Origin of the sequence: Pseudoalteromonas sp. SR43-5 (genome assembly GCF_014163835.1) — a bacterium.
In the GTDB taxonomy this organism is placed as follows: Bacteria; Pseudomonadota; Gammaproteobacteria; order Enterobacterales; family Alteromonadaceae; genus Pseudoalteromonas; species Pseudoalteromonas distincta.
In genome coordinates this window covers 20,489-33,595 of the sequence record NZ_JACJEA010000002.1, presented here as the reverse complement: position 1 = coordinate 33,595, position 13,107 = coordinate 20,489, and the positions used below count along the sequence as shown (strand labels likewise).

14 protein-coding genes are annotated in these 13,107 nt (G+C 37.9%); 8 read left to right on the top strand and 6 right to left on the bottom strand.

Annotated elements, in window-relative coordinates:
• The first annotated feature begins 832 nt into the window (after window positions 1-832).
• From rmuC to H5090_RS01615, 3 genes are all read left to right on the top strand, one after another.
• Entirely contained in the window at window positions 833-2,299 is a 1,467-nt protein-coding gene (rmuC, locus tag H5090_RS01625; RefSeq protein ID WP_024596527.1) for a DNA recombination protein RmuC, read from the top strand.
• Window positions 2,300-2,350: 51 nt separating this feature from the next.
• Window positions 2,351-2,542 (top strand): DUF3185 family protein, encoded by a 192-nt coding sequence (locus tag H5090_RS01620; protein WP_024596528.1) that lies wholly within the window; start codon window positions 2,351-2,353, stop codon window positions 2,540-2,542.
• A gap of 616 nt (window positions 2,543-3,158) precedes the next feature.
• Window positions 3,159-4,319, top strand: coding sequence for an aldo/keto reductase (locus H5090_RS01615; protein WP_024596529.1), 1,161 nt, complete (start codon window positions 3,159-3,161; stop codon window positions 4,317-4,319).
• A 67-nt stretch (window positions 4,320-4,386) separates the two neighbouring features.
• Here H5090_RS01615 and H5090_RS01610 read toward each other — a convergent pair whose 3' ends face one another.
• Window positions 4,387-5,112, bottom strand: a complete 726-nt coding sequence (locus tag H5090_RS01610) for an aspartate/glutamate racemase family protein (RefSeq protein WP_182694857.1) — start codon at window positions 5,110-5,112, stop codon at window positions 4,387-4,389.
• Between the two features lie 115 nt (window positions 5,113-5,227).
• Between H5090_RS01610 and H5090_RS01605 the strand changes: the two genes are divergently transcribed.
• Window positions 5,228-6,109, top strand: coding sequence for a LysR family transcriptional regulator (locus H5090_RS01605; RefSeq protein ID WP_182694856.1), 882 nt, complete (start codon window positions 5,228-5,230; stop codon window positions 6,107-6,109).
• 86 nt (window positions 6,110-6,195) lie between these two features.
• Here H5090_RS01605 and H5090_RS20725 read toward each other — a convergent pair whose 3' ends face one another.
• Both H5090_RS20725 and H5090_RS01595 read right to left on the bottom strand, forming a co-directional pair.
• Complete coding sequence (locus H5090_RS20725; protein ID WP_310736300.1) at window positions 6,196-6,363, bottom strand: LysR family transcriptional regulator; 168 nt, start codon at window positions 6,361-6,363, stop codon at window positions 6,196-6,198.
• A 7-nt stretch (window positions 6,364-6,370) separates the two neighbouring features.
• Entirely contained in the window at window positions 6,371-7,276 is a 906-nt protein-coding gene (locus H5090_RS01595; protein WP_182694855.1) for a LysR family transcriptional regulator, read from the bottom strand.
• Between the two features lie 105 nt (window positions 7,277-7,381).
• On the opposite strand from H5090_RS01595, the gene H5090_RS01590 reads away from it, so the two are divergent.
• Window positions 7,382-8,158 (top strand): class III extradiol ring-cleavage dioxygenase, encoded by a 777-nt coding sequence (locus H5090_RS01590; RefSeq protein WP_182694854.1) that lies wholly within the window; start codon window positions 7,382-7,384, stop codon window positions 8,156-8,158.
• Between the two features lie 80 nt (window positions 8,159-8,238).
• The gene (locus tag H5090_RS01585; protein WP_182694853.1) at window positions 8,239-8,916 is read left to right on the top strand and encodes a haloacid dehalogenase type II; all 678 of its coding nucleotides are present in this window, start codon (window positions 8,239-8,241) and stop codon (window positions 8,914-8,916) included.
• A 61-nt stretch (window positions 8,917-8,977) separates the two neighbouring features.
• Here the strand turns inward: H5090_RS01585 and H5090_RS01580 are convergent, their stop codons facing one another.
• Entirely contained in the window at window positions 8,978-9,853 is an 876-nt protein-coding gene (locus tag H5090_RS01580; protein WP_182694852.1) for a LysR family transcriptional regulator, read from the bottom strand.
• Between the two features lie 114 nt (window positions 9,854-9,967).
• Here H5090_RS01580 and H5090_RS01575 point away from each other — a divergent pair, with 114 nt between their 5' ends.
• Window positions 9,968-10,468 (top strand): lactoylglutathione lyase family protein, encoded by a 501-nt coding sequence (locus H5090_RS01575; RefSeq protein ID WP_002959229.1) that lies wholly within the window; start codon window positions 9,968-9,970, stop codon window positions 10,466-10,468.
• 362 nt (window positions 10,469-10,830) lie between these two features.
• Window positions 10,831-11,274, top strand: a complete 444-nt coding sequence (locus tag H5090_RS01570; protein ID WP_182694851.1) for a GNAT family N-acetyltransferase — start codon at window positions 10,831-10,833, stop codon at window positions 11,272-11,274.
• A gap of 316 nt (window positions 11,275-11,590) precedes the next feature.
• On the opposite strand, the gene H5090_RS01565 is transcribed toward H5090_RS01570, so the two are convergent.
• Both H5090_RS01565 and H5090_RS01560 read right to left on the bottom strand, forming a co-directional pair.
• Complete coding sequence (locus H5090_RS01565; RefSeq protein ID WP_197111856.1) at window positions 11,591-12,265, bottom strand: hypothetical protein; 675 nt, start codon at window positions 12,263-12,265, stop codon at window positions 11,591-11,593.
• 256 nt (window positions 12,266-12,521) lie between these two features.
• The gene (locus tag H5090_RS01560; RefSeq protein WP_076924884.1) at window positions 12,522-13,097 is read right to left on the bottom strand and encodes a hypothetical protein; all 576 of its coding nucleotides are present in this window, start codon (window positions 13,095-13,097) and stop codon (window positions 12,522-12,524) included.
• Window positions 13,098-13,107 lie beyond the last annotated feature (10 nt).

Genomic DNA, 13,107 nt, shown 5'->3' with positions numbered 1-13,107 from the left:
AGCGGACGTCTATTATTATGCTTGTTGATTAATTGCAGTTAACACAAGCATCATGTTGATTTCCCATTTAGTTACTAATTTTAGTAATGATTGAGCCAGCCCATTTTGAGTTGGCTTTTTTTATGTCTAAAATTTAGCGTGCAGCACTTATTTTAAAAGTTTTTATTTTTTTATGAACTTAATTCAAAAAGACGCGTCTACTATTATGCTTGTTGATTAATTGCAGTTAATACAAGTTTTCATGTTGATTCCCTATTTAGTTACTAATTTTAGTAATGATTGAGCCAGCCCATTTTGAGTTGGCTTTTTTTATGTCTAAAATCTAGCGTTCAGCACTTATTTTAAAAGTTTTTTATTTTTTTTGAACTTAATTAAAAAGACGCGTCTACTATTATGCTTGTTGATTAATTGCAGTTAATACAAGTTTTCATGTTGATTCCCCCTATTTAGTTACTAATTTTAGTAATGATTGAGCCAGTTCATTTTGAACTGGCTTTTTTTATGCCCATAATTTGATTTGTTTAAATCAACCCGAATAAAAATAATTGATCTTCCGCAAATTAATTTGACTTAATTATTTTGTTATCCGGTCTACTCCAATGCCTGTTGTTATATAGCCTCACCTAATAATATTAGTTATTTTGGTGATTATGTATTTAAGTTGCAGCTTGCTCGGGCACATGTTGATTATCCCTTTGATTACTTAACTTAGTAATATTTGACCAGCTTATTTTAAGCTGGCTTTTTTATGTCTGTAATTTCTTAACTCCCCTACTTCTGTTGTTGGTTATTGGTTATGATGGCATGTCTCTAAATTTTATAAGTTTATTTTATGCTCACTCAAGTACTCACTAATATTGATTGGCTAAGCGCTGGTGCTGGTGTTGCTTTAGGCGCCCTATTTTACGGCGCTGTATCAACACGGCTTCGCAAAAAGCTACATCTACAAATAAGCGAACAGCAGCAACAGCTTTCCCTGTTACAAAACCAATTTGATAATAAAGAGCTGCAATACAGCGCCTTGCTAGAAGATCATGAACTGCTAGAACATACTCACCAAGAGCAGCGCGATGAAGCGCAGCATTTTAAAACGCGTTTTAGCGAACAAGAAAAACAAAGCATTCAATACAATCACTTTTGGCGTAAAGCCGAAGGCGAGCTGGCAGCGCTTCGTGAACAATATAATCAGCGCGATGTTGAATATAATAATATGCGCACTACCCTTGAGCAAAAACAGCAAAACTTTAGCGAGCAACTCGCGCAAATTGAGCAAAGTAAAAATACGCTCAAAAAAGAGTTTGAAAACCTAGCCAATAAAATTCTAGAAGAAAAATCACAAAGCTTTAAAACCTTAAATCAAGAAAGCATTGAGCAATTATTAAAACCAGTTCAAGGCGAGCTAAAAGGCTTTAGAGAAAAAATGGAATCAATGCACGTTGAAGACATAAAACAACGGACTGCGCTTAAAACCGAGCTACTGCATTTGCAAGCTAAAAGCCAAGCTATAACAGATCAAGCCGACAAGCTCAGTAACGCCCTACAAGGGCAAAAGAAAACCCAAGGTAATTGGGGCGAGCTTATGCTCGAAAACGTATTAGATAGTGCTGGCTTACGTGCAGGCGTTGATTATAAGCGCGAAGTGTCGTTTAACACTGAAGATGGCCGCTTACGCCCTGATGTAGTTGTGTACTTACCACAGGGTCGCCACTTAGTTATTGATGCTAAAACTTCATTAAATGCCTATACACGCTACGTGAATGCTGAAAATGATCTAGATGCTAATCAAGCAATTAAAGAGCATGTAAACGCCGTTACAGCGCGTATTAATGAACTTGCGAGTAAATCGTACGACCGCTTACCAGGTATTAACTCGCCAGAAGTGGTGGTTATGTTTGTACCAATAGAATCAGCTTTTGTAGAAGCACTCAAATATCAAAGCGATATTTACCAACAAGCAATCGAAAAAAATATACTGGTAGCTACACCCACGACTTTGCTTACTAGTTTAAATATTGTTAAACAGTTATGGCGTTTTGAAGAGCAAACTAAATACTCAAAAGAGCTGGCAAGTCGAGCGGAGCGTTTTTATAACAAGCTCAATGGTTTTTTATTGAGTATGGAAGGCGTAGGTAAGCAGCTTGATAAAGCGAAAGAAAGTTATGATAAAGCATTTTCGCAGCTATACCGTGGTAAAGGTAATTTAATTAAACAAGCATCAGAGTTTAAAGAGCTTGGTGTATCGGTACAAAAAGAGTTACCTAGTGAGAGCGTAGAACGTGCTCAATTAGAATTAGATTAACCCTGATTTATTTTTTATTTAGTTTATGTAAGTTAAACCTTAAGGATATTTATGAATAATAAGATTGTAGGAATTGTTTTAATCGTTATAGGTATCGCTTTAATTATGTGGGGATACGACGTGTATGATGCGGCGGCTTCGCAGCTTAGCCGTGCATTTAGTGGCGACACACCAATAGAAGCATGGGCGGGTATTATTGGCGGTGCCATCTGTGTGTTAATTGGTATTAAAAAGCTCAAGTAACCTGAACTTGAATAATTGATCTATTTAAGCAGCTATTTTCAGCGCTAACTACGTTGAATTTAGTTGCAATTTGCTGCGCTGCACAGTGTTACTTGGCAAGATAAAACTCTTACAGGGCTTGCCAGCAATGGCATTGTGAAAGAGTAAAATACGCCGTGTATTGCAAGGCAAACCTTCAAAAATAAACGCTTCAGTAATATTTACCCCAATTATTTCAACTACGCTCGGTTAAATTAGCCAATTATTGCCGCAATCGCTTTGCTAGTGAAATTATTTGTGCATCTTTAATTTATTGCGGTTTTGTCTACTAATTTGTACACATCTAATAAATGTAACCATTTTATGTTGTATAAATGAGTATTAAAGCGTGCACCAATTTGGAAGTATGCTTTTTTATCAAGCTATTAAAGTGCACTGTTTTGTGCATTTAAAAGGACTATACGAGTAAAGAAAATAATCAGTTTTAAATGTTAATTCAAACGTCTGTTCAGTGTTTATTAATTTAACTATCTTATTGATAATATTGGTGTTTATTGTCTTCTTCTTGCTTGAGTTTGGTTGTTATTTATACTAGCTTATAGCGTAGATATTTAACCTACTCAAGGAGAATAGTCACATGGTATCTCGCAGAAATTTTATTAAAGCAGGGGCTGCTTTAAGTTTAGGCTCTATTTTTAGTGCTTCAGCTTTGGCTGAGCAACTAAAGGTAAAAATGTCTAACGGCAGTGTTATGCAAACTAAAGGATCAATAGATAAAAGCGCTGCTCTACCCACAAACGATGTTACTAACGCTAAGCATTACCGGCCGGAATCAAGAATGGGCTTGGGCGGCCTTGCCGCCGGGAATGGCTTTAATACTATATCAAGTGATACAGAAATTTTAACAATGCTAAATGCAGCATGGGATTCTGGTATTCGTCATTTTGATACGTCACCTTTTTACGGTTTGAGTTTAAGCGAAAGGCGCTTCGGTGATTTACTTCGAAACAAAAAGCGTGAAGATTATGTTTTATCCTCAAAAGTAGGCCGCCTTCTTACCCCTTCAGCAGAGCCTTTAGAAAATAGTTGGCATTGGGCTGATCACTCACCGTTTCATTATAAGTATGATTATTCAGCCTCAGGCACGCGCCGTTCAATAGAAGATACTTTGCATCGTATTGGTGTCGCCTCACTCGATATTGTTTATATTCACGATTTATCACCACAAAATAGTGACATGGGGGATGACTGGCTTAAGTATTTTGATCAAGCGGCTAAAGGTGCTATTCCTGAGCTGACTAAAATGCGTGATGAAGGAATAATTAAAGGCTGGGGTTTTGGAGTAAATACACCTCATGCTGTTTATAAAGCGCTTGATATGTCAGACCCAGATATTTGCTTACTAGCGCTGCAATATTCAATTTTAGATCACAAGCAGGCACTTGATAAAACCTTTCCTATGCTTGATAAACGAGGTATTTCAGCAGTCATTGGTGCGCCGCTTAATGGTGGTTTTTTAGCCGGTCGTAATCGCTTTAATTACTCGCCTAAAATTCCAGGGCCTATGCAGCAAAAGTTTAATGCAATAAGCGACATTGCATCTAAACATGGGATTGATATTAAAACAGCTGCACTGCAGTTTGCAGAGGCGCCTTCAACGGTATCCTCAATTATTCCTGGGGCACGCACGGAGGAGCAAATTAAAGCTAATGTAGCCTCAATGAAGGTTACTATTCCGGATGCGTTTTGGAGTGAGTTAAAAGCTAAAAACTTGATTGAACAAAACGCGCCAGTGTAAGTTGGCTATTTAGGTGTGCTACTTAAATGCACCAGTGTAAGCACACCTATTTATAACTAATGTTTAATTAAGCCACACTTGAGACGGTTGATTGTTGAGTGCTTATATAAGCCCAATTAACGCACTCTTGCGCTAAAATCGCGATGGTATCTAAGCATGTATCGGGTGAATTTAATACTTGTTCATTTAAAACTAGCGGTATTTCGGTGCAACCAAATAGTACTGTATCGGCACCGTGGGCTAGCATTAGCTCATAACTTTGTTTTAAAAGATTATGTCCTGAGGTTAAATCTCCTGACTTAACCGCCGTTATACCTTGCATTATAAATGTTTGCTGCTGCTCGTTAGGCTCAATAAATTTAATATTGTGCTTACTAAATGCCGTCTGATATATCCGCATATTGAGCGTGGCTGTGGTTGCTAATATCCCTATCTTACGTTTGCCCGTTGCCTTTGCGCGCTTAATAACGCTTTGTACAATACTAATGGTATGCACATCAGCATTTTGCGTTAGTGCGTTGTACCAATAATGCGCGGTATTACACGGTATAACAATGCAACTTACACCTAAGCTAGTAAGTTGGTTAAAACCCTTTTTAAGCTCAAAAAATGGATTTTCATCTTCAATACCCATTAAAAAATTTGTTCTGTCAGGAATTTGCGGGATATTCCTTATAAACATAGGTATGTGCTCTTGATCATTCTTAGCAGGTGATAACGCAATTACTTGATTCATAAATGAGGCGGTAGCCAAAGGCCCCATTCCTCCCAATATTCCTAGTGTTCTAAGCATTGTTATATTCCGATAAGTTGTTACTGTATGGGTTAAATTTATCGTGTTTTTTTTGTTTTGAATAATGCTATTATTTTACTGGCCATGCTTAAATTGCATATCTTGAGTGAGTATTATGAATATAGAGAGTAAATGGTTAGAAGATTTTTTGGCCTTATCTAATACAAAAAGCTTTTCGCAGGCCGCAAGGCTTAGGCATATAACGCAACCTGCTTTTAGTCGACGAATTAAAGCATTAGAAGAAGCCGTAGGTGCAGTGCTAATAGATAGAGAGAACTTACCAATTACACTTACCTCAAGCGGTAAAATATTTCATATAACAGCGCGTAATCTAATAAACCAAATGAATAACTCAGTGAGTATGTTAGAAGAACTCTCCTCTGAAGAAACTCACTCAGTAAAGGTTGCTGCAGCGCACTCATTAGCTACGTTTTTAGCGCTAAAGCTGTCGAACTTTCATAGTAAAAGTGATCGCAAAGTAGTCCTCAATATAGAAGCCATTGATGTTGATAAAGCCACAGCTACGCTCGAACATGGCGCATGTGACCTACTTATTGCTTTTGATAACGAACGATTAAAGTTACCTCCGTTTAGTCATCAAAAAATAGGCAGTGCAGAGTTATTGCCGGTGAGTGCCTGCAATGCAAACGGTAAGGCAATATACAATTTAGAAAGTGATGGGTTTGTACCTCACTTAGCTTACAGTTTAGATTCTTATATGGGTAGGCAGTTAGAGCCGATAATATCGGGCTCTAAACTTAAAAAAGTATTTGTATCGTCGATGACAGAGCTTTTAAAAATACAGGCTTTAGAGGGTAATGGCATTGCTTGGTTACCAAACTATGTCATTACTAAAGAGCTAAAAGAGAAAAGTTTAGTTGTGGTTGGCCAAAAGCATCATTGCGTACCTATTACATATTATGCGTATCGGTACCATGCAGCGCTTCACCCTGGCGGCGAGAGCGTCTGGAATAAATTAAAAGAGCTAAATGTATAACGCAAAAAATTACTGTAAACCCCCATTACAGTAAAATGGGCATTATTAATTTAACGCGCTCACAGTAATATGAATCTGTATTTTAATTATATTCCTATTTTATTATGGATTTTTACTTCCATAATAATTGGGTGTTTTGTCCCTTTTTTAATTTGCTTAGATAGTGACGAATTAACCATATCATGCAGTGCTGCGGCTTTGGCAAATGAGCCTTGTTGCACTACATCTACAAATAACTTTAATTGATTACTTATCGATATATCACTGTCCTAAATCCCAGTAAGGTGTATCGCCATAATAGCCACTTGCAAAATCAACAAACGCACGTACTTTACTGGGTAAAAACTGTCTGTTTGCATACACCATGTAAAGCCCCATTGGCTCGGGTTCGTAGTCATTTAAAATGCGCACTACTTTACCTTGAGCCAGTGCTTCCCCTGCTATAAATGTTGGCTGCATAGCAATACCACCACCCGCAATGGCTGTATTTAGTAGCAAATCACCATTGTTAGCCACAAAGTTACTTTCAAGCTTTAGCTCGCTTTTTAACTCATTAACCCCAAATAATCGCTTTGTGGGTTCGCTGTGGGAATAGCGTAAATAATTATGTGACTGTAAATCTAAAAGCGTTTGTGGCGTGCCATGGCGTTCTAAATAGTCGGGTGATGCAAACACCGCTAGGTGTATAGGTGCAATTTTTTTAGCTATCAACGTTGAGTTTTTTAATACACCAATGCGCAGAGCAATATCAATACCCTGCTCTACTATATCTACATATTGGTCGGTGAGCCGTAAATCTAACTTTAAATTTGGATACTGCTTTTGAAAATCAACCAGCAAACCTGCTAAATGCTTAGTACCAAACGACATAGGTGCACTAATACTAAGCACACCCGAGACATTCTCGCTTAAGTTATTTAGTGAGTTTTCCATGTTTTCAATATCAATAATCACCTGCTGACAACGCTGATAATATTGATTTCCAGCTTCTGTAACACTTACTTTTCGCGTTGTACGGTGTAATAAACGCGTGCGTAGATTATCTTCCAGCGCAGAAATATATTTGCTGACTAACTGCGGCGAAATATCGAGTTTATCGGCCGCTTTTGAAAACGATCCTTCTTGCACAACGGCTAAAAAGGTCTTCATGGTGGTGAGTTTATCCATCTTTAACAATACTTTGTTGATAATGTATAAATAAGTATCATATTTATCGTCAAATTAGAAACTTATATAGTGTTTATAACTTGTTTATTTGTTTAAGGTTTTAGTATGACTCAACTTGCTTTATTTATATCTCACGGCTCGCCAATGATGGCTGTTCAGCAATCGGCTACGTCAGATTTTCTTGCATCATTAGCTCAAACGCTTAGTAAACCACGTGCTATTGTGGTGTTTTCTGCCCACTTTGATGAAGCGCACGATATAGTTATTACATCCGGAGATGCGCCGCATACTATTCACGACTTTTATAACTTCCCCAAGCCCCTGTATGAAATTCAATACCCAGCACCAGGGGACCCTAAGCTTGCTAATACTATTAGTGAGTACTTTTACAAAGCGGGCATTAAAACGGTGCAAAATGCAGAACAAGGGTGGGATCATGGTGTGTGGATCCCGCTGCGCTTAATGTACCCAGCAGCTAATATTCCCATTGTTCAGGTGTCTATTAACACGCGTTTGGGCGCTCAGGCTATGTATAAATACGGGCAGTTACTTGCACCACTGCGCTACGATAACGTATTAATTATTGGCTCCGGCGGGATTAGTCACAATCTACGTGAAATATTTAAAAATCCTGCTACACCTAATCGTGTTCAAATGGTTAATGAGTTTACCCATTGGGTTGAGCAAAAATTAATAGCGCAAAACACCCAAGCGTTACTTAACTATTTAAATGAAGCACCCCATGCTTTATTTAATCACCCTACCCAGGAGCACTTTTTACCTCTTTTTGCAGCGCTTGGAAGTAGTGACGGTAAAGCCAAAAAAATACATGAAGATATAGAAATGGATATTTTAGCGCTTGATGCGTATAAGTTTTATTAAATTGAGCGTTCGTTCAAAGTAAGTTAAGCTGTAAGCAAGTACTCTAAAACCAACTTAATTTATTTTATTGCGGAGCAAACATGGCAACTACACTTGCATTTGACGTATACGGTACGCTAATAAACACTCACGGCGTACTGTCCTTACTCGACGACATGATTGGCGATAACGCCCAAGCATTTTCAAATACATGGCGCGAAAAGCAATTAGAGTATTCATTTAGACGTGGATTAATGCAAAATTATATTCCTTTCTCGCTATGTACAAAACACGCACTCGATTACGCCTGCTTAGCGCACAAAACCGAGCTAAGTGAAGAGCAAAAAGGGCAACTGCTAGAGCTTTATAAAACGCTTCCTGCGTTCGATGATGTAAAAGCAGGCCTTGAGCAATTAAAAGCGAAGGATTACCGTTTGTTTGCATTTTCAAACGGCGCTGCCGACGCAGTTCATACCTTATTAGAAACCGCTGGCATTAGTGAGCTTTTTGAAGGGGTAGTAAGTGCCGACGACGTTAAAACCTTTAAACCAAACCCAGGGGTTTATAGCCACTTTTTACGCGAAACCAATTCAACAGGCGCAAACACGTGGCTTGTATCAAGTAATCCGTTTGATGTAACCGGTGCTATATCGCACGGTATGCGCGCGGCGTGGATTCAACGATCTAAAGAATCTATTTTCGATCCGTGGGAAATACAGCCAAATACTATCGCAACCGACTTACTTGATTTAAAAGCAAAATTAGAAAGCGTTAATTAATTTTCTATTCCCCCTTTTGCTTATGGTATTAAGTGCCGTGGGTGTAAAGGGGGTTTACGTTTTAACTATTTACTCCCGCCTTTATTAGCTCAATTACTGTATTCATACGCTTTGCCATTGGCCTATTTCGGTGATGGCATACATAAATATTTTCGCTAATCGGATTAGCTAAGTGGTGCGTTTTAATAAGCGCAGGTTTATTAAATGCGCTAACAGCATGCGCAGGTAAAACCGTAAAACCCAGCCCTAAACTTACCGGTTCGAGTATTAAACTTATTTGGTTAGAAAACCCCGTGCGCTTAATTTGATCAACATGTTCAAACTCACTGTAGTTTTCGCTTAGTAATAGCTGCGCGTGGTGTTTTGCATCGGGGTGGCCAATAAAGCCAAGCTCACATAAAACCTCCCACGTTGGGTTTTTAATATGTGCGGGGGTGACAAGTAGTAAGGCTTCTTTACCAATTTTGTGGCTAGTAACTTCGCTAAGTGTGGGAGCTTGAGTTAAAAAGCCTATGTCGGCACTGTGGTTTGCTACGGCTTGCTCTACGCTTGTATTGGGTGCAAAGCGATAATCAATATTAAGCTCGGTATGCTTTGCCTGCAGCGCTAATAATTGGCTATAAAATTGTAGCCCACAACTACCAGGCGATTGTATTTTTACTAGGCCGCTGTAAGGCGAATCATCTTTTAATTGTTGTTCTAAAAATTGCCATTCCTTTAATAACAAGCTGCCTTGTTGATACAAGTTTTGCCCATGTACGGTAAGGGTAAATTGTTTGCCGTGGCGCTCTAATAGCGCGCAGTTTACTTGCTGCTCTAGCTTTTTAATGTGCTGACTTACGCCCGATTGGGTCATAAAAAGACGCTCGGCGGTTTGGGTAAAATGATTTACCTCAACCAAAGTACAAAACGTGTTTAACCATGTTGGATTTATCATTACAAAACGTACTCAAAATGATGATTAATGATAATTTTACTTAATATTGTTCAATTCGTAAACTAACTCCATCAACTAGCCACAAGATAAGTCACAAGTTAAAGAGGAAGCATTATGAGTCATACATATCCACGTAGTTTTTCGCACATTGGTATTTCGGTTCCCGACGTTGAAAAAGCAGTCGAGTTTTACACTAAGGTTATGGGTTGGTACACAATAATGGAACCGACTTTAATTACCGAAGACAAAAGCCCAATTGGCGAAATGTGTACAGAAGTATTTGGCGAAAAGTGGGAAAAATTCAAAATAGCGCACCTATCTACAGGGGATCGTATTGGTGTCGAAATTTTCGAATTTAAAAACCAAGAAAACCCAAAAGACAATTTTGAATATTGGAAAACAGGCATCTTTCATTTTTGTGTTCAAGACCCTGATGTAGAAGGTTTAGCCGAGCGTATTGTAGAAGCTGGCGGTAAAAAACGTATGGAAGCCCCTCGTTATTACTACCCGGGTGAAAAGCCGTACCGCATGATCTACATGGAAGACCCGTTTGGTAACATCCTTGAGATTTACAGCCACAGCTACGAGCTTATTTACAGCGCAGGGGCTTACTAATACCAACCCGCAATAATACTTAATCATTTTGCGGGGCTAAACGTGTCGCTACCTGTGTTAAAAAATTTTCATTTAGAACAACTAAATAGCGAATTTTTTGCCTAGCTATCAACACGTTTTTCCACCCTCAAAATAGATCACTTAATTAAGCGAATTGGTATAAACGCACTTAGTTTAAAAAAGTTTAGCTAAAAGCTAAGGCCGCAGTATTTATTACTGCGGCCTTTTTGTTTTAGATAGGCGTGTAGATCATTATTTAGGCTAATTTAAGGGGGTATAAAAATCAATCTCTTCATTTATTTGATTATAGGTACATACACTGATAGCTTACTAATTACACAAAGTTGTACTGAAGGAAAAACATGAAACTGTCATTGGAAGATATCACCGCCGATAATTACGAAGCCATATGCGATTTAGAGGTTGCTAAAACACAAGAAGAATACGTAGCGTGTAATATGTGGTCGTTAGTTGAGGCGCACTACAATAGCGGGTATACCTGTAAAGCTATTTACCTAAATGGTGTGCCAGTAGGCTTTTTTATGTGGGTACAAGAAACCTCTGCAAAGGTTTCTATTTGGCGCTTTATGGTGGATCAAACTCATCAAAATAAAGGCATTGGGCGCAAAGCACTAACTATGGCAATTGAAGAGATTAAAACAACTTCTAAGCTTAAACAAATCGAGATTTGTTACAACCCGCTAAACCCTGTTGCTAAAGACTTTTATTCAAGTTTTGGGTTTGAAGAAGTTGGCCTCGATGAGGATGACGACGATATGTTAGCGGTTATTAAAATTAGTAGTTAACTCATCATAAGTAGGTCGCTAATTTTAAGGAATAATAATAGTTGTAAGGAAATACTCCTCAGCTAAGCCGACTTTTTTTGCCATATCACACCAGTTCCAACGCTTAGGGATAAGAAGTTTAATGTCGACAGGTATTTAAGCTGTGGTTGGAGTTCTTTTATAAGCGCTATCAAAGCCGATGACCTTCTATATTTAAATTAATAATCATCTCAGTGATTGCTAACGCTCGTCTATGAGGCGATTATGAGTGTTTTGCAACGAAGTTGCAGCGAATAATTGTCCTAGCCTAACCTGTTGGGCAGACATAAGGCGCTTGTTATAAATCACTTACATCCGCACCTGCCTGTTTGAACCTTTTAAGCATAAGCTGCTTGTAGTTTTCATTAGGCCAGTTTAATTCTGTATATTGCAAGTTATTAGCAGCTGCATTTGAAACTAAAAACTCAACACCATTAGTTATCAAGTTAGCCATTAAATAAATATACGGTTCATGATCTTCGTTGTAATCAACGGCTGTTATACCCCAACAATCATGAATGAATGGATCAATGACTTGATAAATAAATTTTCTTGTTTCTTCACTGCAACCAACATCCGATGGACTAGCAAAATGTTGAATGCTATTTCTTAAATAGCCAAACTTCTTATAAGCATCAATATTCTTTAGTTTTATACCAGTTGCTGCCCATAGCCTTTCAGGTAATTCAGAATATTGTATAGTTTTAGCTTTTTCAAAAAGATGTTTTAATCCTAATTTAGAATCATCAACTTGAGTAGACTTTGGAACTTGATCAAAAATTAGCAATGGATGTTCTTCTGCTATCCTCGCTTTAATCAATATTTCTGCGGCATGAGCTGCTTGAAGCACAGAAAGCTCTGGCCACATATGATTTTCAAAGCTCATATAATTCGCATGCCAATTAGCATGGGCTAATGCACTTGTCCCCAACTCAAACATATGGTCTGAAATTTCAGATAACTCGGAATTCAACACCGCACTCCTTGTGATTTATAACGAGACTGTAGAATAACTCTGACAGCCAAATTCAATTAAAAAAACGAGTTCCTGTAATTAACTTTGATCGTTTTTAAAGCATTTGGAACCCATAAAACAGGCTGTTTTTCTTAAAAAGAGTAATTCTACAGTCTCAACGCCTGCTTAAGCGAATAAAAATAGTTGACTATAATTGTGAAGCAAAGTGGAACGTAACCAACAGTTTTTATTTCGTTTAAAGCTTGTTAGGTAATTATCTCATGCGATGTTCAGTCAGTTTTTTACCCGTACAATATTGATACAATGCATCCAACTCAGTATAAATAGGAGAAAGATCTTGTAAAGTAGACCCAGTAAAATTATCAATATCACAAACTGTCTCTTGGTTTTCATGAATAAAGTCGACTATTCTATTCCTCAAATGATGCAATTCAGAAAGTCCTTTATAACTTGCAATCAATTTTTTATACATCTTTGCATCTAACTCTGCAACATCTATTAGTAATTTAGAATGCAGTTCAATTTCAACTTTAGGGAACATTTGTCCAGTTCCATATCCTTCGGCATCAACTACCTCGAACCGCTCTGTTCCTGCAGGTGATATAGAATAATTGTAATGACCACCTTGCCCAGCCTCTCGGATTCTGTTCAGTGAAGATTTAAACTTTTTCCACGTCCATAAATTAAGTTCTAATTCTTCTTTCAATACAGCTTTGAAAGCAAGTAGCTTTCTTTTTTTTGCTCTAGACTTTCGGACTAACTCTAAGCTCTCTTTAATGATAAAAAGTGAAATCGCAAAAATCACCGTAATTGGTAATGTAATTTCCAATTTATACTCC

Bases quoted from the DNA above. Each gene is read 5' to 3' on its own strand.
- H5090_RS01575 (WP_002959229.1), top strand. From the start codon at position 9,968: ATGAGTCATACATATCCACGTAGTTTTTCGCACATTGGTATTTCGGTT.
- H5090_RS01570 (WP_182694851.1), top strand. From the start codon at position 10,831: ATGAAACTGTCATTGGAAGATATCACCGCCGATAATTACGAAGCCATA.
- H5090_RS01615 (WP_024596529.1), top strand. From the start codon at position 3,159: ATGGTATCTCGCAGAAATTTTATTAAAGCAGGGGCTGCTTTAAGTTTA.
- H5090_RS01610 (WP_182694857.1), bottom strand. From the start codon at position 5,112: ATGCTTAGAACACTAGGAATATTGGGAGGAATGGGGCCTTTGGCTACC.
- H5090_RS01580 (WP_182694852.1), bottom strand. From the start codon at position 9,853: ATGATAAATCCAACATGGTTAAACACGTTTTGTACTTTGGTTGAGGTA.
- H5090_RS01590 (WP_182694854.1), top strand. From the start codon at position 7,382: ATGACTCAACTTGCTTTATTTATATCTCACGGCTCGCCAATGATGGCT.
- H5090_RS01585 (WP_182694853.1), top strand. From the start codon at position 8,239: ATGGCAACTACACTTGCATTTGACGTATACGGTACGCTAATAAACACT.
- rmuC (WP_024596527.1), top strand. From the start codon at position 833: ATGCTCACTCAAGTACTCACTAATATTGATTGGCTAAGCGCTGGTGCT.
- H5090_RS01620 (WP_024596528.1), top strand. From the start codon at position 2,351: ATGAATAATAAGATTGTAGGAATTGTTTTAATCGTTATAGGTATCGCT.
- H5090_RS01605 (WP_182694856.1), top strand. From the start codon at position 5,228: ATGAATATAGAGAGTAAATGGTTAGAAGATTTTTTGGCCTTATCTAAT.
- H5090_RS01595 (WP_182694855.1), bottom strand. From the start codon at position 7,276: ATGGATAAACTCACCACCATGAAGACCTTTTTAGCCGTTGTGCAAGAA.